The sequence below is a fragment of the Psychrobacillus sp. NPDC096389 genome (genome assembly GCF_044762855.1).
Lineage (GTDB): Bacteria > Bacillota > Bacilli > Bacillales_A > Planococcaceae > Psychrobacillus.
The window spans coordinates 38105-63110 of the sequence record NZ_JBIWFB010000004.1; the positions used below are offsets into that span (position 1 = coordinate 38105).

Here is a 25006-nt window from a genome sequence, read left to right on the forward strand (position 1 = left end):
TTACGGTAAAAATAAGGGAAATAGGAATCTGAATAGTGGATGTTAGAAACCAGAAACGAGACACGTATCTTTATACGTTGTCTCGTTTTTTGTGGAATAATTCGAAATTATCAGATAAAAATTATATAATATTGTATGAAGTATTCGAAAAGAAACGATTTTATCTAATATATCAGGAGGAATAACTATGACCAAAACTGTCCAAAGAATTGTTCCGCATTTATGGTACGACAAAGAGGCAAAAGAAGCAGCAGAATTTTACACGTCTATATTCCCGTATTCTAAAGTTACAGACATTACAACATTACGTGATACACCATCCGGTGACTGTGATCAAGTTTCTTTTGAGATTTGGGGCCAGAAGTTTATGGCTATTGATGGGGGACCTTTTTTCAAGATTAATCCATCTATTTCCTTTATGGTGAATTTCGATCCGTCGCAAGAGAAAGACGCGGAAGTGAAAATTAATGAGGTTTGGAACAAGTTGTCCGAGGGTGGTTTAGTGTTAATGCCATTTGGTGAGTATCCATTCAGTAAAAAGTATGGTTGGATCCAAGACAAATATGGACTGTCGTGGCAGTTAATCTTGACTAATCCTGAAGGGGAACAGCGACCTGCAATTATGCCTTCTCTTTTATTTGTTGGAGAAAATTGTGGCAAAGCGGAAGAAGCCATTCAATTTTATACGTCCGTTTTTAAGAATGCAAAACAAGGCAATCTTGCGCGTTACCCTAAAGGAATGGAACCTGATAAAGATGGAACTGTTATGTTTGCTGATATGATGCTTGAAAATTATTGGTTTGTAGCAATGGACAGTGCACATGAACATAAATTCAGTTTAAACGAAGCGATCTCATTTATGGTGTATTGCGACACGCAAGAAGAGATCGATTACTATTGGAAAAAGCTTTCTTTTGTTCCTGAGTCGGAGCAATGTGGTTGGTTGAAAGATCAGTATGGCTTGTCTTGGCAGATCGTACCGACCATAATGGATGAGATGATGCAAAACGGAACAACGGAGCAGATTGACCATGTTATGCAAGTGCTTCTAAAAATGAAAAAACTAAACATGGCCGAATTACAGCAAGCGTACGAGGAGAAATAAAGGGTAGATTTGTAAAAGGATGATGCTTTGAAGGGAAGCATCATCCTTATTTGTATTTATTGAAGAAATGTATCAACCATCCATTCATAGAACTTTTCTTTCTCTTCAAATTGTGGATAATGCGCTGATTGATCAAAAGAAATAAATTCTTTTTGATTGGCTTCGATTTTATCAAAATAATTTTTCACTGCATTAGACGAAGTCATATAATCATGTTTGCCCATAACGAAATAGAATGGGATTTCAAGACTTGTTACGATAGTTGGGAGGGGGTTATCTAATATATCTTTTAGCAACTTTTGTTGAGTAAAGGACATTCCATAGTTATAACGAATGACATCTAATAAATTATATTCACTGCTCATTAAAACACTTAAGTTATCTCCAGGATTTTCAATAAGCCTTGTAGATCCACCATATTTCATGACATAATTTCTTGGGGTAACCATTTGACCGTTTTTGATTTGCTCCGTTAATCCTTGTAAATATAAAACATCCTCCGTGTTGCCTTCCTTTTGAGCTTGACCAATCACATAGTTCAAACCATTGATCTCACTTTCAACGGTATCGCTCATCTGCCCGATTCCAATATATGCTTCATATTTTTCAGGGGCTATCTCGGCAGCTTGCATTCCAATATATGTACCAGCCGAATGGGCCATCAGGATGACCTTTTCTTTTCCTAGACGTTCTGATATGTAGTCGGTCATAGCCAACAAGTCTTCTACTAATAAGCCTGTTGATAGATTAGAATAGTCCTCCAAAAAATGATAGGATTTCCCGCTCGCTCTTTGGTCGTAGTGCACGACTGTAAAGCTCGTTTCCAATGTGTCTTGGTATGTATCTACGTATGGAATTTCTGGGGTCCCAGGTCCTCCATGTACAACAAGTATGACAGGATTATCCTTATCATTACCACGTATCATAATTTCGTGTTTACTTCCATTTATCTCTACTTGTTCTAATTCACTGATGCTGCTCTCCCCTTTAATCTGCTGCGTCCATGTTGGAGAAAAAAGTGCTATTACTAGCGATATTATCAAAATTAATCCGACATATTTTATTACTTTTTTGGTCATTTTCATACGATTTTACCCCTCCTTTCAGTAGATTCTTCTTTCATATGTAAATATAGCATTTGTACAAAGATTTTTTGTAAGCCTCCAGGATGAGTTTAAATACATCTTAAGTATGAAATGAAACTGAAATTACAGAGCAATAAAATTATATCTAAAATAAATATATATTTATTGTAAAGCGATAAAAGTTGTGTTAAATTAAAATGGACAATAAATAAGTGAGGTGTCTTTTTTGAAACAAGGAACAACATTATTTTTAAAGTCAGCGCTTATTGTTATGGGAATTCCAGTTCTTGCTTTATGTATCTTTTTGGTGCCGGAGATAGCGAGCTTTGCAGCAGAACTATATCCAGATCACGCATATGTGAAGTATCTCATTGTAATCGATTTGTTTGCTGCAGCAATCCCTTTTTACTTTGCCCTGTATCAAGCATTTAAATTATTAGGCTATATTGACGAAAACAAAGCTTTTTCAGAATTATCTATAACGGCATTAAAGAAGATAAAATATAGTGCAAACACCATTAGTATTTTGTTTGTGTTAGGAATGCCGCTTTTCTATATGATTGCTGAGATGGACGATTCTCCAGGTATTATCCTAATTGGAATGGTCCTCATTTTTGCTACTATTGTAATTGCAGTCTTTGCGGCAGTTCTTCAAAAATTGCTTAAAAATGCCATAGATATAAAATCTGAAAATGATTTAACGGTCTGAGGTGAGGATATGGCGATTATTATAAATATTGATGTGATGTTAGCAAAACGAAAAATGAGCGTTACGGAGCTTACGGAGCGGGTTGGAATTACGATGGCGAACCTTTCTATATTAAAAAATGGCAAAGCAAAAGCAGTGCGTTTTTCAACCTTAGAAGCGATATGTAAAGCATTGGATTGTCAGCCAGGTGATATTTTGGAGTACAGAAGTGACGAAGACGTATAAGAATATCAGATAACAACGCTGGGTATTTAGAAAATTTGAATATTGCAATTTGATTTCTGAATTGATAGAATAAATTTCAACTAAACAATAACGCGTTGAAAAGGAAGAGTAAGTAAGTGGATATTTCAAAGAGAGCTTCTGCTGGTGGAAAAGAGGCAAATGAACCTTACTGAATATGACCTTTGAGCTTTCGTACCGAACTGATAGTAGGCTACGACGAGAATGGCACTCGTTATAACAGCAGCAGTATGAACACGTACTGGGTAAGGCAAATAGTGTGAGCTATTTGCGAATTTAGGTGGTAACACGAGTCTACTCGTCCTAATCGTTTTTACGATTAGGGCGTTTTTTTATTTTAAAGGAGGGTTCATATATGACAATTTTAATCGGTGGTGCTTGGCCATACGCAAATGGATCGCTGCACTTAGGACATATTGCAGCACTTTTACCAGGAGATATTTTAGCAAGATACTTTCGTCAAAAAGGAGAAGAGGTACTATATGTTTCAGGGAGTGATTGTAACGGAACACCAATTTCGATTCGTGCTAACCAAGAACATACAACGGTAAAAGCGATTGCGGATTATTATCATCAACAATTTGAAGATACATTCGGTAAGCTTGGTTTTAGCTACGACTTATACACACGAACCGATGCTGAACATCATCACAAATCCGTACAAAAAATATTTTTAACATTGCTTAAAAATGGATTTTTATACAAAAAGAAAATAGAGCAGGCATACTGTGCAACAGATACACAATTTTTACCGGATCGTTTTGTTGAAGGAGTTTGTCCGAATTGTGGTGTTAAAGCTCGTGGCGATCAATGTGACAACTGTTCGACGATTTTAGACCCACTCGATTTACTAGAAAAGAGATGTAAAATTTGCGGGAATGAACCTGAAATCAGAGAGACAGAGCATTTTTATTTTTCATTTAGTAAATTCCAAAGAAGGCTAGAAAACTTTGTTGCAAAAGCGGAGGCAGAAAAACATTGGCGAGATAATGCTATAGCATTAACGAAACGTTATTTAGCAGAGGGGCTACCAGATCGTGCTGTAACAAGGGATTTGCCAAATGGAATTGATGTACCAGTGCCTGGCTTTGAAGGAAAAAAGATTTATGTGTGGATGGAAGCGGTAGCTGGATATTATACAGCGAGTTTAGAATGGGGGAAACAGCATAATGCAGATGTTTCAAAATGGTGGAACTCTACTGCGACATCCTATTATATACACGGGAAAGATAATATCCCATTCCATACAGTGATTTGGCCAGCCATTTTAATGGGACTCGGAAATTCAGGTATTCCAACTAATATTATTTCGAATGAGTACCTAACACTAGAGAAGCGAAAAATATCCACCAGTCAAAATTGGGCGGTTTGGGTGCCGGACATTCTACAAGATTATCATCCCGATTCGCTACGCTATTTTTTAACAGTTAACGCTCCTGAAAATCGGGATACAGATTTCTCTTGGCGTGAGTTTATTTACAGTCATAATAGTGAGTTGCTTGGAGCTTTCGCCAATTTTGTGAATCGTAACTTAAAATTTATCGAAAAAAGCTTTGATTCAATGGTGCCTCAAGTTAAGGTAGCAATGACTATACAAAATGACATATCTTCTTTATATCAATCAGTAGGAGAGTTAATCGAAACTGGCCACTTCAAAAAAGCAATTGAAACAATTTTTGAAGCTGTCCGTGCTGCAAATCGTTATTTTGATGAAAGACAGCCGTGGGTTACAGTGAATGATGACAAAGCACATTGCGAAGAAACATTAGCTACATGTGTTTACATCCTTCAAAACTTTGGTCAACTTTTACAGCCCTTTTTACCGTTTAGTAGTAAAGAAATCGAAAAGATGTTAAATACATCTTTCAACACTTGGAATGTGATTGAAAAGCTGCCGTCACAAATTACAGATATCGAGCCATTATATGAACGCATTGATGTGAAAAAAATCGAACTCGAGTTAGAAACATTGAAAGCAAAAGCACATAATAAATAACTTTTAATATCAACGATGTGGGTTCTGACAATAAGTAAGGGTGAACATGCCGATAACGATAAAATCGGCATGTTTACAGCCTTCAAGTGTAAGGAATAAAAAGATAATTCTTATGTTTTATTATATAGAAGTATCTTTTTATTGTTTTGTGAACTGGAATCTAATTAATAATTGTTTCCGTTATGATATATGCCCAAGTATACGTGGTAATACTCCAAGCAGTTTTTCCCGGGTAAAGGCATCGCTAAAATTCCATTTTGCTGCATCAACTAAGTAAACATGTCCGTTTTTAACTGCTTGAAGACTATTCCACAACGAACTTTTCATTAATTCTTCGGTAGCAAGCTTGGATACTGGATTCTCTGAAACGAGCATAAATATTCTATCACCAGCATAATCGTTTAGTGATTCTACTGGTATTTCCTTGTATCCTAGCTCTTCATCTATTATTTTTTGGATTAAATCTACTGGTTGAAAACCATGCGGGTGGTACAGTGAGGCTGGTAAGCCAGTATTACCCATTACAAATAACCGGTTACCATGGTCAAATATAAAAACAGATGCTGTTTCACCAGATTTTACAATTGGCTGAAGCTGCTGCCACATTATTTTTTCTTTGTTTCTAAAATAGGTAAGCCATTCTTCGGCTTTTTTCTTTTGACCGAGCCATTTCCCTAATGTTAAAATTCGATTCTCTAGGCTATCCCATGAGTTATGGGTTACTGTCGGTGCAATTTTAGCAATTTTATTATACTGATGTTCATCAGGGTTTGTAAAAATGATTAAATCAGGTTTTAATTTGGAAGACTTTTCAATGTCGAGTGGAAAGGAAACATCTTGTACGTAAGGAACGTAATTTTTATAAAAAGTCTTATCAATATTTGTTTTATCTCCACCGATAGGCTGCACATTAAAAACGAGCAAATCCCCAAAAGTTTCTCCGTGGTAAATGACCCGGCTAGGGTAAGAAGGAATCTCCACTTCATGTCCAGTCCAATCCTTGACGTAAATCTTTTGCTTTCTTATACGGGCAAATTGTTTAGGTGGTATGCCAACAATTTGTTTAAAACGTCTATTAAAATAATATTCATCATTGAATCCAACATGAAGGGCAATATCTTTCAAAGTTTTTTCTGTATGCTGGAGTAAGTCTTTTGCATGTTGTATTCTCAATTCTGTTAAATAATCAAGTGGTTTTTGTCCGGTAATTGCCTGAAAAATCGAACCGTATTGCCACTGCGCAACATGAGCAAGTTTTGCTAATTGTTTAATTGTTAGTTGCTGGCGGTAATTTTGGTGAATATATTTGATTGTTTGTTCTACTGTATTGGGTGCATCTAGTTGTCGATCTTTTTGCTGCTGTTCGAAAAGAATACTAAGTAACTCATTGAATAGACTTTGCTTTTTTAAATTATACTGGTCGTTCTTAGTATCTTGTAGTTCGTAGAGTTCTTCAATTAGTCGATTAAAACGTGAAAATGGGTAAAGTGTAAATTCTAGCTGATTATTAAATAATTGTTCTTCATAATAAGTAGGGATTTGTTGCTCAATAGAAATAACTGAGAATGTAAGTCTATAATAACAAAGATTATTTTCATCCATATTATTTAGTTCCACAATAGTTCCAGGTGGTAACAATAAAGTCTTACCATGTGCTACGAAGTATGGTTTATCGTCTATAGACAAAGAGCCAGTTTCAGTGTTCATAAAAACAATTAAAGTATACTGTAAAGAAGTCGAATTAGAAAAGTCGAAATGATTTGGATTAATAATATAATCTATATGTAATAGATGAAAAAACAATGATGATAAATTGGAATCTTGCTTTTGTATCATCCATTATTTCTCTCCTTTCAATTAAATGAAAATGATTATCAATTACTATTTTATAAAAGATAAAGAGCCATTTCAACAAAAGGCTGAAATGGCTCTTTAAATTATTTTTTTAATAAGGAAGGGATTTCTTCTAATAACCAATCTCTTGTAGAAGCGTCGCTAGAACTTTTTTGAATCTCCAAAGTGTACACGTTTTCGTTTTTGACAGCAGGAAGACCTTTCCATATGCTACTATCCAACATATCCTTAGTCGATTGAATAGCCTCATCAGTTTCGGGAGTTAATATAAATATTCGATCTCCTGCAAATTCAGGGAGCGTTTCTAACGAAATTTCCTCAAATCCCATTTTTGCATCGAGTATTTGCTGAATTTTTTCTCCAGGTTTAAATCCATCTGGATCATAAAGAACTTGTGATAATCCTGTAGAGGCCATGACAAATAATCGGTTTCCAGGATAATACGTAAGTACCGAAGCTGTTTCCCCAGATTTGATAGTCCCGTCTTGCACGAGCTGTTTCCACATATTTTCTTCTTTTTTATCGTATTCGTTTAACCAGTCAGCAGCCTCTTGTTTTTTATCAAGTATGTCACCAAGTTCTATTAAACGTGCTTCTAAAGGAGCGAATGTATCAAAGACAATAGTTGGAGCAATTTTAGAGAGTTGTTCGTACGTTTTTTCATCGGTAGTTGCTATAATGATTAGATCAGGTTGTAATTCTAAAACCTTTTCTGTATTGATAGGAAATCCTACTTCTTCTACATTGGACACTTTGTCCTCAAAAATAAAATTTTTGATCCAAGAATACGATGCACCAATTGGTTCCACTTGTAGTGGTAACAAATCTCCATAGTTTTCCCCGTGATATATAACTTTTTCGGGAGAAACAGGAATCTCAACTTCATGGCCTATGTAATCTTTATAGCTTCTTGTCTGTTTTACTTTTTCCTCTGTTTGAACTGCTTCGCTGTTTCCTTCCTCGTTTGTTGAACTACAAGCAGTCAATATACTTACCACTAATAAGATACAAAATAAAAATATGCTTTCTTTTGAAAACCTCATCTGACATTTCCTCCAAATCAATCAATGTTCAATAATGAAATTGAGAATCATTATCGTTTGGTGTAATAATAGATTATAACGGAGACACATTCAATGGACAAAATAAATTTCGCATATTTTTTTTGTACAAAAATTGTAGTGCCGGGCACTGGTATGATTCTTCGATGCAATTACAGTTATTACTGAGGTACAGATAAAAAGTGAAAAAACTGTAGGCATAGAGTAAGAAATTGGCACTGGAGAAGGGGACCGTTATTTCATCATAAAACAAAAAAGCGTGTAGGAGATCTATCGCCATACACGCTTTCTTGATTATTGATGGGTCGGCTTTTTCATGAATAAAGACAACACAATATTAATTACGGCTAATATCAAACTAATAATAAAGACTAGTGATGACCCCGCAGCTGCGGCTTGCGGTAATTCATTTGCAGTCGTAGTTAAGTAACTATTCTGTTTAGCGGATAGAACAGACACCATAACAGCAATACCAATAGCTCCAGCTACTTGTTGAATCGTTTGCGTAATAGCAATGCCGTCTGGATAATACTGTTTAGGAAGTGAGTTTAATGTATTCGTTTGGACAGAAGCAAGTACTGCCCCGATACCTAACATCATGATAATATGAGTGACCACGATCAACCAAGTAGCCGTATCAGTACCAAACTGTGCATATAACACATAAGCAATAGCCACTAAAATAGTTCCAGGTGTAATAACTGCTTTTGGGCCGTATTTGTCAAATAAACGACCAATTGTTGGAGCTAATATACAGTTTAGTAAGCTCCCAGGTAGAAGGATTAAACCTGTTGTAAAAGCAGCCATCAACAAAGCCATTTGCATATACATTGGTAAAACGACTAGCATAGACAACATATTAAAAAACGTGATAAAACTCATAATAACGCCAAGAACAAAAAGCGGAGAATTGAATGCTCGTAAATTCAACATTGGGTTCTCCATTTTCATTTGACGAACAGCGAAAATGATAATTGCTAACAATCCAATAATGATTGATCCAAGAACAGTACCGCTTGTCCAACCAGAAACGCCACTTACACTAAATCCGTATACAATGCCACCGAACCCAATGGTCGAGAGAATAACAGACGGTGCATCTATCGAAACCTTCCGTATTTCATTCACATTTCGTAAATATAAAATCCCGAAAATAAGAGAAAATAGTAAGAAGGGAATAGTAGCCCAGAAAATCCAATGCCATGATAGTGTATCTAAAATAAGTCCTGCTATTGTCGGACCCAGAGCTGGACCAGCTAACATCACTAAGCCCATAATCCCCATAGCAGCTCCGCGTTTATTAGGAGGGAAAATCGTAAAAATCACATTTTGCGTTAAAGGTAAATTAATCGCAAGTCCCGCTGCTTGAATAATACGCGCTACTAATAAAAGCTCAAATCCAGGTGCTAGAGCAGCTAAAATTGTACCGAATATGGAGAGCAATATAGAAGTCATAAACATTTGACGTGTGGTGAATTTTTGCATCAAAATACCTGTTACTGGCACTAAAATACCTAATGTTAAAAAGTATCCTGTAGCCAGCCACTGAATCGTTGTTGGATCGACACTGAATATATGACTTAATTCTGTAAAGGCAATATTTAATGCCGTTTCGCTAAACAGTCCGACAAAGCCAGCCACTAAGAGGGCAGCCATAATTGGACCGGTTTTGATTTGTTGTTGACTTGGAATTATGTTCGTTTGTGCGTTCACTTTTTAAAACTCCTTCAATAAATTCGGTAGTACATGTAAAATAACTTTCAAAGGTTCACTTGTTTTATCTGTTAAACAAAGCATTATCGCGCCTTCAATTGAAGCCGTTAGCATTAACGCAATGGTAGCGGCCGTTTCTTTCGAAAGACCATCTTCTACTAATTTTTTAATATAAATACTTTGAATTTTGGCGTAAAGATTCGAACATGTTTTACGAACTGGTTCACTAAGTGATGCCATTTCACTAACGATGCTGCTGAATGTATAACCACTAATCGTACCTTCACGTTCAAAGTTTGCTACTAGTTTTTCAATCATTGCAGAAAGAGCTTCTTGCGCAGTTTGATATTCTTTGAAAATTACTTCGATGTCTGTAGTAATTGCTTGATCTATGTTCTTCAAACAAGCAATGAGTAGTTCTTCTTTTCCATTTGGAAAGTGATGATAAAGCGCACCTTTTGTAATATTACATGTGTTTAAAATTTTACTTACTCCTACGCCTTTATATCCTTTCTGTTGAAAAAGATTTGTCGCGATGTATATTATCTGCGATTTAGTGTCCATTTCCGTAGTACCACCTCTCCGTACCAACCGGTCTGTTTTTAACTATAACAAAAATAAATAATTTGATGTAAGTGTTATTTTTGCCATCTAAAACGCGAATTCATAATTTGGACATATTTTCATTGTAATGTGATTTAAGATTCTGTCATAGTTAGCTATATAGGATATAAAAGATTAGGAGGAGTTAGCTTATGATAGAATTTAAAACTACCGATTTATGCGATGACCATTCAGATTCACTGCAAATTTGTGATATTGATTTTCGTTCTTTTGGAAATAAAACATGTTTTTCAGGGAAAATAGAAACAGTAAATGTGTTTGAGGATAATGTACTAGTCGTGGAAGCACTAGAAAATGTCCCGGAAGGCTCCGTCATTGTTGTGGACGGTCGTGGTTCTAAAGGGTGTGCACTTCTTGGCGATCGTCTAGCGGGCATCGCAGAGTCGAGAAAGTTAGCTGGTGTTATTATTAACGGTTATGTAAGGGATTCAGCAGAGCTTGCTAATATGAATGTTGGAATTCTGGCATTAGGAACATATCCACTAAAAAGTAAAAAAGCTGGAACCGGCGAACGTAATAGCATCCTTCACTTTGGTAGTGTTGAATGGAAGCCAGGAGAGTACGTATATGCGGATGAGGACGGAGTTATTATTTCTAAGCAGGCACTTTTATAAGGTGCCAGGCACCCACACAATATCCACACAATTCAAGAGGCGTTCTCTATTTTCACATAGGGAAGGCTTTTTAGTATACACATTTAAATAGATACAAGTATTAAATAGAACGTATGTGTGGTATAATTTCACTATTATAAGTAGTGTAAGGGAGAAATTACAAATGACTGAACGGTGCGCGTGGGTAGTTACAAAAGAGCCTTTGTATAAGGAGTATCACGATAATGAATGGGGAATACCTGTATATGATGATCAATTATTATTTGAAATGCTCTGCCTAGAAGGTGCGCAAGCAGGACTTAGTTGGTGGACGATTTTACAAAAAAGAGAAAATTATAGACAAGCCTTTGATTATTTTGAGGCAGAAAAAATTGCGCAATACACAGAGGAAAAGTTGGAAGCGCTAAGAGAAGATACTGGGATTGTGCGAAATAAGTTAAAAATTCAAAGCGTCGTAACAAATGCAAAAGCATTTTTGAAAATACAGCAGGAATATGGTTCATTTTCAAATTATATATGGGGATTTGTCGATAACAAACCAATTATTAACCATTGGAAGACAATAAAAGAAGTTCCTGTCTCAAACGAAATAAGTGATTATATGAGTAAACGTTTAAAAAAGGATGGATTTAAATTTGTAGGTGGTACGATTTGTTATTCTTATATGCAGGCTGTAGGGATGATAAACGACCATACATTGGACTGTTTTTGCCACCCGTCTCATAGTAAAGTCAATAAGTAAAAATAATGTGCCAGAAACCACTATAGGTTCCTGGCACCAAATATCTAGTCTCTCTTCCCAAAAAATATTTTTAATAGTGGAGGAGTAACAAGTGTTGTAACAATAACTACAATAATCATCGCTGTATAGTATTCTGTTGGTAATAGACCACTCTCAAGTCCCATGGCAGCTAATATTAACGCGACTTCTCCTCTTGAGATCATCCCTGCTCCAATACCCATTGATGACCTTGTCTGGAAGCCAGCTAAACGAGCTCCAATACCTGAGCCTAAGAATTTGGAAAGAATAGCAACTATGGAGAAAACAACTATTAATCCTATTTGGTTTCCGATGCCCTCAAATGATACAGCTAAACCAATGCTGACAAAGAAGAACGGAACGAAAATTCCATAGGCAATCGGCTCTACCTTATGTTCAATTTCTTCTTTAAATTTCGTTTGTGCAATGGCAATCCCAGCAAAAAACGTCCCAATAATTCCCGCTATTCCAAGATACTCCGCAAAGTATGCAAAACTAAAACAAATAATTAGTCCAGCACTTAATGCGCCTTCCGTAACTTTGAACTTAGAAAATATTTGAATAAACTTCGGAACTAACCATTTCGAAGCTAAAATAATTAGGACAAAGAACAAGATCTTTTTCCCGATTAGTAAAGCGATACTAACATCTGAACCTACGAAGAAGCTCATAGCAACGGCCATTAAAATCACAACAATGATGTCATCTAAAACAGCTGCCCCGAGTAAGGTAGATCCTTCTTTACTATTCAACCACCCTAGCTCTTTTAATGTTTGGACAGATATACTGACAGAAGTTGCGGATAATAATAAACCGATAAAAATGGATTCCGAAACGGATAAGCCGTAATATTGAGCACCAATGTAACCACCAATAATTGGAGCTATTATCCCACCAATAGCAACGAATAATGCGGCTTTTAAATTACGATTTAAATCCTTCATATTCGTTTCCAAGCCGGCTAAGAACATTAAAAGAAGCACACCAATTTGACTGAAGATAGAAACTATCTCCGTATCATGAACCCATCCTAGTAATGCCGGACCTAAAATAATCCCTATTATAATCTTACCTAAAACAGATGGTTGTCCTAGTCGAATACTTAACTGTCCAGCTATTTTTGTTGCGAGTAAAATGATAACTATTTGTACAATAAACACTAGTTTCCTCCCATAAAACAGTTTTCTGAACAAAAAAAATACATGAAGGGGCCTTAGTGACAGGCTCCTCCATGTATTGCGATTTATCATTCAGTTATGAATCTAGTATAACAGTTCTTTCAAGTAAGAACCACCCCAATTATTGGGATGGTTTCCTTACAAGACAATAGTTAAATTGCCCAGTCACCATTGCGGAATATTGGAACAATCGTGCCATCTTGTTTGATACCATCGATATCCATCTTATCCGAACCAATCATGAAGTCAACGTGAACAATGGAAGTGTTCATGCCGTTTTTGAGTAATTCTTCTTGACTCATTTTTGTGCCGCCTTGAATCGTCGTTGGATAAGCAGACCCGATTGCTAAGTGATTGGATGCGTTTTCATCAAATAGCGTATTAAAGAAAGTAACACCCGATTGAGAAATTGGAGAAGGATCTGGAACGAGCGCTACTTCCCCTAGTCCTGTGCCGCCTTCATTGTCAAAAACTAATTTTTTAATTGTTTCATTTCCCTTTTCAGCCGAGATATCTACAATTTTGCCATCTTTGAAATGTACTTCAATACCTTCAATTAGCGTACCAGCATAACTTAGTGGTTTAGTGCTGCGTACGACACCTTCCATTCGGTGGGTGTCTGGAGCAGTAAAGACTTCCTCTGTAGGCATATTAGCGATAAACTCTTCACCTTTAGGATTATAACTTTCTGCGCACGCCCAAATATGGTTTTTTGGTAAACCTAAAGTTAAGTCTGTGCCCGGAGCAGTATAATGTAATGCATCGAACTGACTCTCATTCAATATAGCCGCTTTTTCATTTAATATTTTCTTATGTTCATCCCATGCAGCAATTGGATCATCTGCATAAACACGGCATGTTTTGAAAATTTGATCCCATAATGCATCGACTTGTTCTTCAGAAGATGCTAAGTCCGGGAATACTTGTGCGGCCCAACCTGCTCCAGCTGCTGCGGCAACTGTCCATTTCAAATCATCATTTTGAGTAGCTATGCGTTGTGCTTGAAATGCTTTCCCTGCAATGTTTTGGTAAGCAGCGATTTTAGCAGGATCCACTTCGTTTAGTAGACCTGGATCACTAGATACAATAGAAAGACGACTTACACGACGATTTAACACATGGTCTTCGGATTCTTGAATTTCATAATCTGCGATGTCAGTCAGTACTTCTGTAGATTGGTGCAAATAATGTAGTTTGCTAATTTCATCATCAGACCATTTAATAATGACTTTTTCAGCACCTAAAGCATATGCTTCTTTTGTGATTAAACGTGCTAATGGTGCTTGATCAACGGTGATAGTCATTTTCACCCAATCACCGGATTGAACATTAATACCTTTTGCCACTAATAGTTTTGCATACTTTTGTAAATTCTCTTCGAAATTAGCTAACATCTTTTTTCCTCCAATAATTTGTCTTCGTACATAATTTTAGCATGCTTAAAGACAAACCACCCAATATAAATGCTCGGCTGTTTTTCCTCTTTGTTGCAAACAAATTCGTCAATAGCTATGATGGAAAGAGAGGGTTATTTATAAAATTGGAGGGCTACATATGTATCGTAAAGTAGAGGATTTTGTAGAAGATTGGACGGCTTCAGCAGCAGGAACATTAAAGGTATTTCAAGCAATGACTAATGACAAATTAGACCAAGCTATAGAGGAAGGGCATAGTACGCTTGGTTGGCTTGCTTGGCATTTAGTAGGAGCAGCAGGAGCATTTGGTCATTTTGCGGGTTTACAAGTTCCAGGACCTGGACGAGATGAGCCAGTACCAACAGATGTAGCAGGAATTGTGCAAGCTTATGAAAAGGTGAATGAAGCATTTAAAACAGAGGCAGCTAAGCTGACGGATGAAATGTTACTAGAAGAAGTGAATGGATTTGTTGGACCGACAGTGCGTGGTAAACTTTTACGTGGTTTAATCGATCATCAAACACATCACCGTGGTCAAATGACTGTATTACTACGTCAAGCAGGTTTAACTGTTCCTGGCGTTATGGGACCGACAAAAGAGATGCAATAATAACCGCAACTATTCTTTGATAGTTGAAATAGTAGAAAAATATATGGTAAAATGAAATTCACTATATTGAAATGGAGGTTTTCCTTTTGACAGCATCAATGAGACTAAGAATCCAATTTTTGAACCGCTAATTGAATACGTTCAAAAACTCTGCTTCTGGGCAGAGCAAATGGGATTGGTCTGTCTATTTTAGGAAAACCTTTATTTTATGAATTAAAAAGAGGGGGACGAGTCTGCCCTCTTTTTTGCTGTCTTTAAACATAAATGATTCACAGTTATTCCATCTGAAAATAGACCTACTCCATTTACTTTTAAGTAAAAAATTCTATTTGAAAAAGGTCGTGAAATAAGATGAATTCAACTTATGAAAATTGGAAAAGAAATATCATCATCTTTTTAAGTAGCCAAACAATATCGCTTTTTGGATCTTCTTTAGTCCAATATGCGATCATGTGGCATATTACACTTACTACTCAATCGGGAATGATGATGACACTGTTTATTCTTTGCGGTTTTATCCCCACTTTTATATTATCGCCAGTAGCTGGGGTATGGGCCGATCGATATAACCGTAAGCTACTCATCATTTTATCGGATGGTTTGATTGCGACTTCAACACTTATTCTTGCCATTGTATTTTTAATGGGATATGACGCAATTTGGTTACTGTTTGTTATGGCGGCAATTCGAGCTATCGGTACAGGTATTCAAACTCCAGCAGTTGGAGCTATTTTGCCTCAAATTGTTCCGGAAGATAAATTGACGAAAGTAAACGGAGTAAATGGAAGTATTCAAGCGATCATTATGTTCGTATCGCCAATGGTCAGTGCAGCGTTACTTACAATGGCTTCATTAGAAATGATTTTCTTCATCGATGTAATTACTGCCGCAATAGCGATTATAACGTTATTAGCATTTTTAAAAATTGCCGTACATGAAAAGGCAACTGAAAAACAAACAACGAGCTATTTCAGTGATTTTAAAGAAGGGTTAGTGTATATTAACCAACATGCTTTTTTGAAGAAGTTCTTTCTATTTTTCGCTTTTTTCTTTGTATTGATGGCACCAGCTGCATTTTTAACTCCACTCCAAGTGGCGCGTAGCTTTGGGGATGATGTATGGCGTTTAACGGCAATCGAGATTGCTTTTTCGATTGGAATGATGGCAGGTGGAGGAATTATTGCTACCTGGGGAGGCTTTTCCAATAGAGTCCACACGATGATGTTGGCAAGTATATTAATGGGTATTTGTACGTTTGCCCTCGGAATTATTCCAGTGTTTTGGATTTACCTAGCCTTTATGGGTATATTCGGAGTGGCGATGCCAATTTTCAATACACCAACGATGGTTATAGTTCAAGAGAAAGTGGAAAGCAATTATCTTGGTCGGGTATTTGGTGTGTTTGGGATGATTTCTACCTCCATGATGCCAATTGGAATGCTCATTTTTGGTCCTATTTCGGATGTTGTAAAAATCGAATGGCTACTCGTAGGAACTGGGATACTAATTTTAATAGTAGGTGTTTTCTTAGGCCGAAGTAAAGTGTTACTAGAGGCGGGAAAACCGACAGTGAAGGAAGTTACTGAGTAGAATATGCATAATAAAGACCGCTTGATGCACTAGCATTAGGCGGTCTTTATAAATGCATTTACTTTTTTGCTGTGTATTTTTTTATCGCAGGTAGAATCTCTGTACCAATCAGTTCTATATTTTTCAATAATTTATCAAACGGAATACCACCAAAATCCATTTGGGCGATATAACGTTGATGACCAAATAGCTCATGCTGATAGAGAATTTTTTCAATAATTTGTTGGGGACTACCTATGTTCATGACGTCATGCGGATTTGCACCTTGTACAAATTGTTGTTCTGGGTAACCTCGACCATTAATTAGTTGCATTCCTTGATTCACATAAGGATATGTCTCACTTTGCGCTTGTTGTGTTGTTTCAGCGGCATAGAAAAATCCGGCTGTTGCTACTGGAAGTGTCGCTGGATCAAAGCCACTCCGCTTTGCGGCTTCTCGGTAAGCATCAATAGAAATTTTAAAACTAGTAGCAGGTCCTCCTAATGTGGCAAGCATCATTGGAACTCCAGCATTACCGGCTTTAATGGCACTTGCTGGCGGACCACCAACCGCACGCCATATAGGAAGTGAGCCGTTTAGTGGGCGGGGGATAACTTGTGCATTGTTTAAAGGAGCACGAAATTCTCCACTCCAATTGACCATTTCTTCTTCGTTAATCTTACATAATAACGCAAACTTTTCTTCAAACAATTCTTCATAATTTCGCACGTCATAGCCTAGTAACTCAAAAAGCCCAATGCGTGATGCACGACCAGCGATAATTTCTGCACGTCCTTTAGATATCAAATCTATCGTTGCAAAATCTTCATAGACACGAACAGGATCGGATGTACTAACAATCGTAGAAGAGCTCGCAATTTTAATCTTGCTAGTCGCCTGCGCTATTGCAGCTAATACGACAGAGTGTGCTTGCGTTGTAAAATACTCCTGATGACTTTCTCCTACACTAAAAAAGTCGAGACCTGCTTGTTCTGCAAGCTTTGCCAACTCAATAATTTCGTGAATACGTTGCCCAGCAGAAATTCGCTCCCCGGTAAGTGGGCTAGGGATATGATCTCCTAGTGTATAAAGCCCAAATTCTAGACCTTTACTTTCATCTATACGATATTTCTCCATAGTTCTATCCCTACCTTTCATTAAAGCTAGTATAATTCTAAAGTATTTATAACTTAAGTACGCACTTTTAAGTGGTATAGTATACAAAAGGATACTATAGGAGTGTAAGTAGATGGATATGCAGCCGGAATTATGTCGCGTGGAAGACGCGCTAGGAATAATAGTAGGAAAATGGAAACCAATTATATTATTAATTTTATTACAAGCTGGTACGCAAAGATTTAGCGAACTGAAACGAAGAGTCCCAGGAATCACCCAGAAAATGCTAACAAAACAATTGCGCGAATTAGAAGAAGAGGACATTATTGAGCGTAAAGTTTATCCACAAGTACCACCGAAAGTTGAATATTCTATTACGGATTACGGAAGAGGGTTAGAACCCATTTTAGTAGCCATGCATGAATGGGGAGCTGCGCATGCCCTTCATAAAATGAAAAAAATGTAGTTGCCAGTCGTCCAAGTAGTGTGGGTGACTGGCACTATTTTCTCCCGCATTAACGGGCAGTAAGACTCCCACTTCATGATGTAAGAAAAGCGAAAAGATAAGTGGGAGATCAACTGCCCGTAAAAGCCCGATGAAATGATCCCAGACTAAATACGCAACATCGTGTTGCAACGTCTGCGTGACCCACTTCGTGTGGGCCACAACTAACAATCAGTGGGGATGAAGAAAAACCCCACTGATTGAAGTTTCACTTTATAACCAGGCCTTCTTTAAAAGTTCTATACCACGATCTATTTCATCACTAGAGAGATTACTAAAACCAAGTTTGATCATTGGTTCGTAAGTATTGTTATTAATGAAGTAAAGCGAAGTAGGATACACTTTCACTCCGGCCAAAGAAGCATGCTCAATTAACTCTTCTTCTGAATACTTCAAATGAACCTTTGCTAATACGTATAAACCAGATTGCTCACCAATAATAGATATATGCTGCTTGAAACGTTCCTTTAATGCTGATACTATATGCTGCATTTTTCGTTTATACACAAGACGCATGCGTTTAATATGGCGATTCCATTCTCCTTCTTCCATAAATTTAGCCATAGTGAGTTGGCTTAAAAGGGAAGAGGTACTTTCAAAATGAAGAAACTGCTGTTTATAAAGGTTTAAAAGTGTTTGCGGCAACACCATATAGCTTAAACGGATACCTGGTAGAAAGGACTTGGAGAAATTCCCTAAATAAACGACTCTTGTCGCATCAATAGAAGCAAGAGCTGGAAATGGTTGCTGTGTATAGCGAAACTCACTATCGTAATCGTCTTCGATAATATATCCATTCCTCTTGTTCGCCCAATGGATGAGCATTTGTCGTTGTTGAATGGACATGCTAACTCCTATTGGACTGTGATGGGAAGGTGTTACATAAATAATTTGCGATTTCATCTGTTCTAAAGAAGAAAAATCGGCTCCTGTTTCATACACTGGTAAAGTTTCCAGCGTAAAACGATGAAAATGAAAGGCTTCTCTAGCACCATCATAGCCAGGATTTTCTACAATTACGCTTGGGAAATTATTTCTTAGTATATGCCCAAGTTGAACAAGCATTTGTTGGGTACTACTACCGATAATGATGGAATTAGCATCTGTTTTCACCCCGCGGGACTGGAGTAAGTATATAGCAATTTGCTCACGTAGGGACTCTTCACCAAAGGGGTCCCCATATAGAAAGGTTTCGTGTAACGTTAGTACTTGATTGGAAATCCTTCTCCACTTTTTTAAGGGGAAATGTTCTTGATCAACTGCCCCTGCTCGAAAGTCAATATGGATGGGCGTCGTTGATTCTGTCTGCTTTTTATTAGGGACAATTAAAGCTTCCGTCAATGGAATCGGCTCTGTTTCATTGACAAAATAACCTCTTCTTCCTTCTCCTCGAACGTAGCCTTCCGCTACAAGGAGATCATAAGCAGTTAATGTCGTATTACGACTTACGTGAAGGGATTCTGCAAGTTGTCTAATGGAAGGTAGCTGCTCATCAGGCAGGATGTCCCCTCGCTCAATAAGCAGTTTAAGCTGTTCATAGATTTGTTTGTATTTGGGGGAGTCATCGTTATCGTTAAAAGCAAAAATGATATTCTTCATGAAGATCTCCTTTGACATGTTTAATTATTTACAATTGTACCTTTTTAAATGTCAGTTTGTATAATACTATAAAATCGGAATATAAAAATAATCTTAAAGCAGGGGGAGTCTTTTATGTATATACCTAAATACTATAAGGTAACAGACTTGGAGGAAATTAAAGAATTTATTCAAAAAAACTCATTTGGAACGATTGTTACAACTAGAAAAGGAAGGCCGATTGCTACTCATTTACCTGTAGGGTTCAGTGAAAAAGACGGGGACTACTACGTAACAGGGCATATGGCTTATGGCAATCCGCAATGGAGAACGTTTGAGGAGAATGAGGATGTACTCGTTATGTTCCAAGGACCGCATGCCTATATTTCTTCTTCCTGGTATGAGCATGAAAACGTTCCGACATGGAATTATCAAGCGGTACACGCATATGGAGCAGCTAGCATTTTGGATGAAGAAGCGTTAAAGCAGGAACTCTCCGAAATGCTATTGAAATATGAAAAACATCGGGAGAATCCTGTTTTATGGGAGAAGCTTTCTCCACAATTATTGGAAAAAGAACTGAAAGGGATTATAGGATTTAAAATTAAAATACGCGAAGTTCAAGCTGCCTATAAAATGAGTCAGAATCGTAATGAGAAGGATTATGTTAACATCGTTCAAAAACTTCAGGAGGAGAAAGATATAAATTCTCATCAAATGGCTGAAGTAATGAAGAAGAAGTTGTAGTGTTTTCTATAGTGAGAAAGTGTAAGAATTTTAAAGTTAATAAATAAATTTACTAACCGTAATCTGAATATTCCAATCGAACCTCTGTTTATATGATAAAATGATTGAAGAAAATAAAAGTTTAAAGTTAGTGAAAAAGGGGAGATAAAATTGGGATTCTTAGATGGTTTAATGGGAAATGCCTCAGAAGTAGAACTGGATAAAGTGGAAAAAGAGCTAAAGGATTTACTAGTCCCATCTGAAAAAGTAGAACATGCGTATAAGCTTATTCGAGATCTATTTGTTTTCACAGATAAGCGGCTATTGCTCATCGATAAGCAAGGAATGACTGGTAAGAAAGTGGAATATCACTCTATTCCCTACAAAAGTGTCGTCCATTTTTCGATTGAAACAGCGGGAACTTTGGACTTAGATGCTGAATTGAAAATTTGGTTATCTGGAAGTGCAGCGCCAATTCAAAAGAAATTCAATAAATCTTTGAGCATATATAAAGTGCAAAGTGTATTGGCTGCATATGTTTTGAAATAAGTGCTTCCCGCGTAAATGAAAGCTGTTAAACCTAGAAGGGTTTAGCAGCTTTTTTGGCTATAGAATATGCTATAGCAATAGAAGCGAAGGGGAGTTATATAGTGAAGTTTATGAGGCGTCGCAGGTCTCGACAGCAAGCTGGTAACGATACATCCGTTTATGTGATGGGAGCGATAAGACAAAAACAAAAATGGCACCAACGTGAAAATGAAGAGGAAAAAGAAACATACCAACAGATAGCTGTGGAACAATATTTTCGTCCATCCCGTCGTTCCGTTCTTAATCATAGGCTATTTGATTATCACTTTTTCCATCTCTATAATGGAAAAACCTATAGCGAAATCAGTCTTCCAACGTCCTTTTTAGATACGCCAGAAAATGCAATTCTCCATTACTTTAACATTTTACGAGAAGCTGAAAACTTAACAGAACAGTTTATTGGAGGTTGTGGGACAGTAGGGTGGGCAAAGACACCATTTCCAATTGCGTACAATTTCTTCACGAAAGACTATAAACAAAAAATGCCTTATACAACGTATCTTGCTTCTTTCGAAGGCATTGGCCATACAAATTTGATTAAATTATATAAACTTCCCAATCAAAAAGCCGACCAACCAATTCGGTTTTTTATCGAACTCGAAACGATAAATGGGACAGCAACAGGCGTTTCCGCTTTCCAATATCATTACGGGACTATTTCTGTTCGGAATGAAGATGGGCTATACAAAATAGACAACCTCGACCTGATAGGGGAAGACTTTCTATGTGCTGCTTATCATGGTTGGCGACAGAAAGGAGAGGACGTTGTCGATATTGAATATGGAGGATGGTGCAAACTCATTAAAAAAAGATTACCAACGAAAAAAGAAGATTATGTGAAATTCATTGATATAATCGGAACGGACGGGAACGATTATCGGTTCATCTTTGTTCAATTAACGAATGATACAGATGTGCTAGTCTCTCAGTTAATAAAAAGGAAGCAAGGGTCAATATGGGAAGAGACAAAAATAGATCCGACTAAATGCGTAGAAAGTCGAGAACGCTAAATCAGTTACTAACTTTAAAGGCAAGAAATTGGCGATTCATCAGCAGTTAAAAAGCATGATAGAAAGATGAATTTAATGAGAATATGCATATATTAAAAGGTGACTAGAATTGAAAGGACACAGGTAGTCGCCTTTTATAATTTCTTTTTATAAAGCATTTTTATTTCCTCTATCTTTAAATCTTCAAAAAAATATTAAAGCAATTGTTAAACAATAAATTCTGCTTTGTGTATGGAGTGGTTTGTTTTTGAATATTTATTCTAAAAGTTTCCCTCAACTTATTCACAATTCATGATTATTGCTTAGTTATCCACTTATATATCGAAAAAATCACATAACTTATGCACAACTTATCCCCAATTTAGAGAAAACTGTAGCTTGATGTTTACCACTATCATTTAAGGGAAATTACTTGATAAGTAAATGCATAAAGGAGAGGTTATTTTTTATGAATAAAACTGTTGCTGAAGTGATGCTGGATCAATTGTCTTTATTAGGAGTCAAACGTATTTATGGTGTCGTTGGAGATGCCATTATAGGGTTGTTAGATGCTATGGCCAAACAGGACAAGATGGAGTTTATTCCTGTGAAACATGAATCCGTTGCTGCATTTATGGCTTCTGCTGAGGCTAAGTTGACTGGAAAGCTTGCGGTGTGCACAGCTACGATGGGACCGGGAGCAGCCAATTTACTAAATGGTCTTGGGGATGCTTATTCTGATAAAGCTCCTGTCTTGGCAATCACTGGTCAAGCACCACGCAACAAAATAGGCACAGATTATCAACAGTTTGTGGATCAACAGGAACTTTTCAAGCCGTTTGCGACTTATTCAGCAAATCTTGCTAGTGAAGATGCAATAGTTGATCTCCTTCAAAAAGCTGCTCAAACGTCGATTCAACAGCGTGCAGTCACGCATCTGTCTATACCAAAGGATTTGTTTCAAGTAAATACAACTGTGAAGGCTCGTGCATTGCCGACATTAATAGAAGGAACTGCCTCTTTTGAAATAGAAGATCTAGAAGAAGTAGCGGAAGTGATGAAAACAGCAAATAAGCCAATTATCCTTGCTGGAGCAGGAGCGAAAAAGGCAGCTTCTGCTGTTGAAGAACTTGCTGAAACTTGGGGAGCGGGTATTCTGACTAGTTTAGGTGGTAAAGGATTGTTTAAAGAATCTACGCCATGCCTTCTTCAAGGAATTGGAGAGGGGGGGAATCCTCACGCAGCAGAAGTTTTTAAAGAAGCTGATGTTGTTCTCATTGTAGGAGCAACTTGGTGGCCAGAGGGGTACGTACCTAATGATGCACGAATCATTCAAATTGATCCTTACTTTACATCTGCTCATAAAGGAATTCCAACAGAGCTTGGAGTCAATGGGAAAGCAGAACAAGTCGTCCCTCTTTTGCAACAAAGTTTAGAAGGTCATCAAAAGAATGTGGCTTGGGAGACTCAAGTAGAGCAAGTAAAAGTAAAATGGGCTACCCAAAATGAAGAGGAAGGTCAGATTACGGGTTCTCCCATCCATCCGTCCCGTATAGTTCGCGCAATTGAACGAACAGTCGCAGAAGATGCGGTGCTTACATTGGATACAGGAGATATAACGGTATGGATGAATCGAAATTTTCGTCCGAGCGGGCAGTCCGTCTTATTTTCCGGTTATTGGCGCTCGATGGGCTTCGGACTTCCAGCAGCTATCACGGCAAAGCTGGTGCAGCCTGAAAAACAAGTTGTTGCCATAGTCGGAGATGGAGGTCTTCAGATGACACTTGCTGATCTATTAACTGCTACTCGCTATAACCTAGACATTACAGTTCTGGTCTTTAATAACGGAGCACTACAGATGGAAAGTGATAAAATCCAAGCAGCAGGAGATAGGGAGTTGGGAACGCGATTGACTAATCCAGATTTTGTTCAAGTAGCTAAAGCTTGCGGATGGACAGGGTTTCGAGCGGAATCCGATGAAGATTTGGAGTCTATTCTTGCAGAAGCCATTCACGCTACTGGCCCTACTCTCGTTGATATTTATACAGAGCAGGCGTTTTTTCCAGAAACAGAAGGATAAAAACAAAAATAGAGTTGGTTCAAGTAATTCTTGAACCAACTCTATATTTTTATTAACCGAAATGATTCCGAAAAGTTTTCCACAAACTATTCACAGTTTATATTTTCAACAAAAAAGTTGTAGAGTTCACTAAAAAAGTTATACAACTTATGCACAGTATATCCCCTAAATAGAAGAATGGTTTCTGTTTTAAACGACCTTATTTAACAAATGCGACAGCACGAACAGGAGAAGCTGTAGCGTTTTTTAGATTAAGTGGAAGTGCCATGAAAGTGAAATGCTCATTTAAGGGAAGCTGATGTAAGTTGACCAGGTTCTCCACAATATAAATAGGGACGCTTAAAACTTTCAGATGTACCTCGCGCATCATATTGTCATGAACATCAATATTGGCTAAATCTAAACCAACACATTTCACTTGTTTTTCTACGAGCCAATCACCAGCACAAGGTGCAAATGCATGTTCTTCAAAAAAAGATCCTTCTCCCCATTGAAGCTTACGGGTACGTGTAAGGACAATGTCATTTGGCTGAACAATAATACCTTGGCGTTTTTCAGCTTCCTCTAACATTTCTCGTGTTACAGCTTGAAAGGGATCTTTAATGTCGGAAACGTCTAATAGTACAGCTTCTCCGTATGTTTTAGAGAGGTCCATATCCGAAGTGGATTCACCGTCACGCATAAAGTGCAAAGGTGCATCAATATGTGTGCCACTATGATCTGACATTTTTAGCATGCGCGACTCAAAACCTTCACACGGAGAGATATAACGATTTCCAGAGTTTTCAAAAGTGGATTCCTCTGCAATAGCGATTGGTGGATGGGATGTATAAGAACGTAGTCCATCGTAAATTTCTAAAGTTAAATCAATGAGTTTCATGTATATT

23 protein-coding genes and 1 other annotated feature are annotated in these 25006 nt (G+C 37.3%); of the genes, 13 read left to right on the forward strand and 10 right to left on the reverse strand.

Annotated features, from left to right (window positions below; translation table 11 throughout):
- The first annotated feature begins 187 nt into the window (after window positions 1-187).
- Complete coding sequence (locus tag ACIQ38_RS11720) at window positions 188-1105, forward strand: VOC family protein (RefSeq protein ID WP_402822686.1); 918 nt, start codon at window positions 188-190, stop codon at window positions 1103-1105.
- A gap of 56 nt (window positions 1106-1161) precedes the next feature.
- On the opposite strand, the gene ACIQ38_RS11725 is transcribed toward ACIQ38_RS11720, so the two are convergent.
- Window positions 1162-2190 (reverse strand): alpha/beta hydrolase, encoded by a 1029-nt coding sequence (locus ACIQ38_RS11725; protein ID WP_402822689.1) that lies wholly within the window; start codon window positions 2188-2190, stop codon window positions 1162-1164.
- 226 nt (window positions 2191-2416) lie between these two features.
- On the opposite strand from ACIQ38_RS11725, the gene ACIQ38_RS11730 reads away from it, so the two are divergent.
- The 3 genes from ACIQ38_RS11730 to metG all read left to right on the forward strand — a co-directional run bounded on the left by ACIQ38_RS11730 (window position 2417) and on the right by metG (window position 5138).
- Window positions 2417-2899, forward strand: coding sequence for a DUF2975 domain-containing protein (locus ACIQ38_RS11730; RefSeq protein ID WP_402822692.1), 483 nt, complete (start codon window positions 2417-2419; stop codon window positions 2897-2899).
- A gap of 9 nt (window positions 2900-2908) precedes the next feature.
- Entirely contained in the window at window positions 2909-3124 is a 216-nt protein-coding gene (locus ACIQ38_RS11735; protein ID WP_402822695.1) for a helix-turn-helix domain-containing protein, read from the forward strand.
- Window positions 3125-3210: 86 nt separating this feature from the next.
- Window positions 3211-3451 (forward strand) — a binding site (T-box leader).
- A gap of 46 nt (window positions 3452-3497) precedes the next feature.
- Window positions 3498-5138, forward strand: coding sequence for a methionine--tRNA ligase (gene metG, locus ACIQ38_RS11740; RefSeq protein WP_402822698.1), 1641 nt, complete (start codon window positions 3498-3500; stop codon window positions 5136-5138).
- 180 nt (window positions 5139-5318) lie between these two features.
- Here metG and ACIQ38_RS11745 read toward each other — a convergent pair whose 3' ends face one another.
- The 4 genes from ACIQ38_RS11745 to ACIQ38_RS11760 form a co-directional block, all read right to left on the reverse strand.
- Entirely contained in the window at window positions 5319-6974 is a 1656-nt protein-coding gene (locus ACIQ38_RS11745) for an ABC transporter substrate-binding protein (protein ID WP_402822701.1), read from the reverse strand.
- A 101-nt stretch (window positions 6975-7075) separates the two neighbouring features.
- The gene (locus ACIQ38_RS11750) at window positions 7076-8035 is read right to left on the reverse strand and encodes an ABC transporter substrate-binding protein (protein ID WP_402822704.1); all 960 of its coding nucleotides are present in this window, start codon (window positions 8033-8035) and stop codon (window positions 7076-7078) included.
- Window positions 8036-8347: 312 nt separating this feature from the next.
- Window positions 8348-9709, reverse strand: coding sequence for a DHA2 family efflux MFS transporter permease subunit (locus ACIQ38_RS11755; protein WP_402823536.1), 1362 nt, complete (start codon window positions 9707-9709; stop codon window positions 8348-8350).
- A gap of 60 nt (window positions 9710-9769) precedes the next feature.
- Window positions 9770-10330: a TetR/AcrR family transcriptional regulator gene (locus tag ACIQ38_RS11760; protein ID WP_402822707.1), complete on the reverse strand. Its 561-nt coding sequence runs from the start codon at window positions 10328-10330 to the stop codon at window positions 9770-9772.
- 191 nt (window positions 10331-10521) lie between these two features.
- Between ACIQ38_RS11760 and rraA the strand changes: the two genes are divergently transcribed.
- The gene (gene rraA, locus ACIQ38_RS11765; RefSeq protein WP_402822710.1) at window positions 10522-11004 is read left to right on the forward strand and encodes a ribonuclease E activity regulator RraA; all 483 of its coding nucleotides are present in this window, start codon (window positions 10522-10524) and stop codon (window positions 11002-11004) included.
- Window positions 11005-11167: 163 nt separating this feature from the next.
- Entirely contained in the window at window positions 11168-11746 is a 579-nt protein-coding gene (locus ACIQ38_RS11770; RefSeq protein WP_402822713.1) for a DNA-3-methyladenine glycosylase I, read from the forward strand.
- Window positions 11747-11790: 44 nt separating this feature from the next.
- On the opposite strand, the gene ACIQ38_RS11775 is transcribed toward ACIQ38_RS11770, so the two are convergent.
- Entirely contained in the window at window positions 11791-12924 is a 1134-nt protein-coding gene (locus tag ACIQ38_RS11775; RefSeq protein ID WP_402822716.1) for a cation:proton antiporter, read from the reverse strand.
- A gap of 170 nt (window positions 12925-13094) precedes the next feature.
- Complete coding sequence (locus ACIQ38_RS11780) at window positions 13095-14336, reverse strand: aminopeptidase (protein ID WP_402822719.1); 1242 nt, start codon at window positions 14334-14336, stop codon at window positions 13095-13097.
- 160 nt (window positions 14337-14496) lie between these two features.
- Here ACIQ38_RS11780 and ACIQ38_RS11785 point away from each other — a divergent pair, with 160 nt between their 5' ends.
- Entirely contained in the window at window positions 14497-14967 is a 471-nt protein-coding gene (locus ACIQ38_RS11785; protein ID WP_402822722.1) for a DinB family protein, read from the forward strand.
- Between the two features lie 351 nt (window positions 14968-15318).
- A complete protein-coding gene (locus ACIQ38_RS11790) occupies window positions 15319-16557 on the forward strand; it encodes an MFS transporter (protein WP_402822725.1) in 1239 nt (412 codons plus the stop codon).
- A gap of 58 nt (window positions 16558-16615) precedes the next feature.
- On the opposite strand, the gene ACIQ38_RS11795 is transcribed toward ACIQ38_RS11790, so the two are convergent.
- Window positions 16616-17674, reverse strand: coding sequence for an LLM class flavin-dependent oxidoreductase (locus ACIQ38_RS11795; protein ID WP_402822728.1), 1059 nt, complete (start codon window positions 17672-17674; stop codon window positions 16616-16618).
- Window positions 17675-17786: 112 nt separating this feature from the next.
- Here ACIQ38_RS11795 and ACIQ38_RS11800 point away from each other — a divergent pair, with 112 nt between their 5' ends.
- A complete protein-coding gene (locus ACIQ38_RS11800) occupies window positions 17787-18119 on the forward strand; it encodes a winged helix-turn-helix transcriptional regulator (protein ID WP_400789408.1) in 333 nt (110 codons plus the stop codon).
- A 252-nt stretch (window positions 18120-18371) separates the two neighbouring features.
- Here the strand turns inward: ACIQ38_RS11800 and pdxR are convergent, their stop codons facing one another.
- Window positions 18372-19757: a MocR-like pyridoxine biosynthesis transcription factor PdxR gene (gene pdxR / locus ACIQ38_RS11805; RefSeq protein ID WP_402822731.1), complete on the reverse strand. Its 1386-nt coding sequence runs from the start codon at window positions 19755-19757 to the stop codon at window positions 18372-18374.
- Window positions 19758-19871: 114 nt separating this feature from the next.
- On the opposite strand from pdxR, the gene ACIQ38_RS11810 reads away from it, so the two are divergent.
- The 4 genes from ACIQ38_RS11810 (at window position 19872) to ACIQ38_RS11825 (ending at window position 24119) form a co-directional block, all read left to right on the forward strand.
- On the forward strand, window positions 19872-20483 hold the full coding sequence (locus ACIQ38_RS11810; RefSeq protein ID WP_402822734.1) for an FMN-binding negative transcriptional regulator: 612 nt from the start codon (window positions 19872-19874) through the stop codon (window positions 20481-20483).
- Between the two features lie 150 nt (window positions 20484-20633).
- Window positions 20634-21011, forward strand: coding sequence for a PH domain-containing protein (locus ACIQ38_RS11815; protein ID WP_402822737.1), 378 nt, complete (start codon window positions 20634-20636; stop codon window positions 21009-21011).
- Window positions 21012-21121: 110 nt separating this feature from the next.
- Entirely contained in the window at window positions 21122-22060 is a 939-nt protein-coding gene (locus ACIQ38_RS11820) for a hypothetical protein (RefSeq protein ID WP_402823539.1), read from the forward strand.
- 448 nt (window positions 22061-22508) lie between these two features.
- Window positions 22509-24119 (forward strand): thiamine pyrophosphate-binding protein, encoded by a 1611-nt coding sequence (locus tag ACIQ38_RS11825; RefSeq protein WP_402822740.1) that lies wholly within the window; start codon window positions 22509-22511, stop codon window positions 24117-24119.
- A gap of 199 nt (window positions 24120-24318) precedes the next feature.
- On the opposite strand, the gene ACIQ38_RS11830 is transcribed toward ACIQ38_RS11825, so the two are convergent.
- Window positions 24319-24999, reverse strand: a complete 681-nt coding sequence (locus ACIQ38_RS11830) for a cyclase family protein (RefSeq protein WP_402822743.1) — start codon at window positions 24997-24999, stop codon at window positions 24319-24321.
- Window positions 25000-25006: the final 7 nt, after the last annotated feature.

Coding starts and splice junctions, on each gene's coding strand:
- ACIQ38_RS11720 (WP_402822686.1), top strand. CDS start 188: ATGACCAAAACTGTCCAAAGAATTGTTCCGCATTTATGGTACGACAAA.
- ACIQ38_RS11725 (WP_402822689.1), bottom strand. CDS start 2,190: ATGAAAATGACCAAAAAAGTAATAAAATATGTCGGATTAATTTTGATA.
- ACIQ38_RS11735 (WP_402822695.1), top strand. CDS start 2,909: ATGGCGATTATTATAAATATTGATGTGATGTTAGCAAAACGAAAAATG.
- metG (WP_402822698.1), top strand. CDS start 3,498: ATGACAATTTTAATCGGTGGTGCTTGGCCATACGCAAATGGATCGCTG.
- ACIQ38_RS11745 (WP_402822701.1), bottom strand. CDS start 6,974: ATGATACAAAAGCAAGATTCCAATTTATCATCATTGTTTTTTCATCTA.
- ACIQ38_RS11750 (WP_402822704.1), bottom strand. CDS start 8,035: ATGAGGTTTTCAAAAGAAAGCATATTTTTATTTTGTATCTTATTAGTG.
- ACIQ38_RS11755 (WP_402823536.1), bottom strand. CDS start 9,709: ATGGCTGCCCTCTTAGTGGCTGGCTTTGTCGGACTGTTTAGCGAAACG.
- ACIQ38_RS11760 (WP_402822707.1), bottom strand. CDS start 10,330: ATGGACACTAAATCGCAGATAATATACATCGCGACAAATCTTTTTCAA.
- rraA (WP_402822710.1), top strand. CDS start 10,522: ATGATAGAATTTAAAACTACCGATTTATGCGATGACCATTCAGATTCA.
- ACIQ38_RS11770 (WP_402822713.1), top strand. CDS start 11,168: ATGACTGAACGGTGCGCGTGGGTAGTTACAAAAGAGCCTTTGTATAAG.
- ACIQ38_RS11780 (WP_402822719.1), bottom strand. CDS start 14,336: ATGTTAGCTAATTTCGAAGAGAATTTACAAAAGTATGCAAAACTATTA.
- ACIQ38_RS11785 (WP_402822722.1), top strand. CDS start 14,497: ATGTATCGTAAAGTAGAGGATTTTGTAGAAGATTGGACGGCTTCAGCA.
- ACIQ38_RS11790 (WP_402822725.1), top strand. CDS start 15,319: ATGAATTCAACTTATGAAAATTGGAAAAGAAATATCATCATCTTTTTA.
- ACIQ38_RS11795 (WP_402822728.1), bottom strand. CDS start 17,674: ATGGAGAAATATCGTATAGATGAAAGTAAAGGTCTAGAATTTGGGCTT.
- ACIQ38_RS11800 (WP_400789408.1), top strand. CDS start 17,787: ATGGATATGCAGCCGGAATTATGTCGCGTGGAAGACGCGCTAGGAATA.
- pdxR (WP_402822731.1), bottom strand. CDS start 19,757: ATGAAGAATATCATTTTTGCTTTTAACGATAACGATGACTCCCCCAAA.
- ACIQ38_RS11810 (WP_402822734.1), top strand. CDS start 19,872: ATGTATATACCTAAATACTATAAGGTAACAGACTTGGAGGAAATTAAA.
- ACIQ38_RS11820 (WP_402823539.1), top strand. CDS start 21,122: ATGAGGCGTCGCAGGTCTCGACAGCAAGCTGGTAACGATACATCCGTT.
- ACIQ38_RS11825 (WP_402822740.1), top strand. CDS start 22,509: ATGAATAAAACTGTTGCTGAAGTGATGCTGGATCAATTGTCTTTATTA.
- ACIQ38_RS11830 (WP_402822743.1), bottom strand. CDS start 24,999: ATGAAACTCATTGATTTAACTTTAGAAATTTACGATGGACTACGTTCT.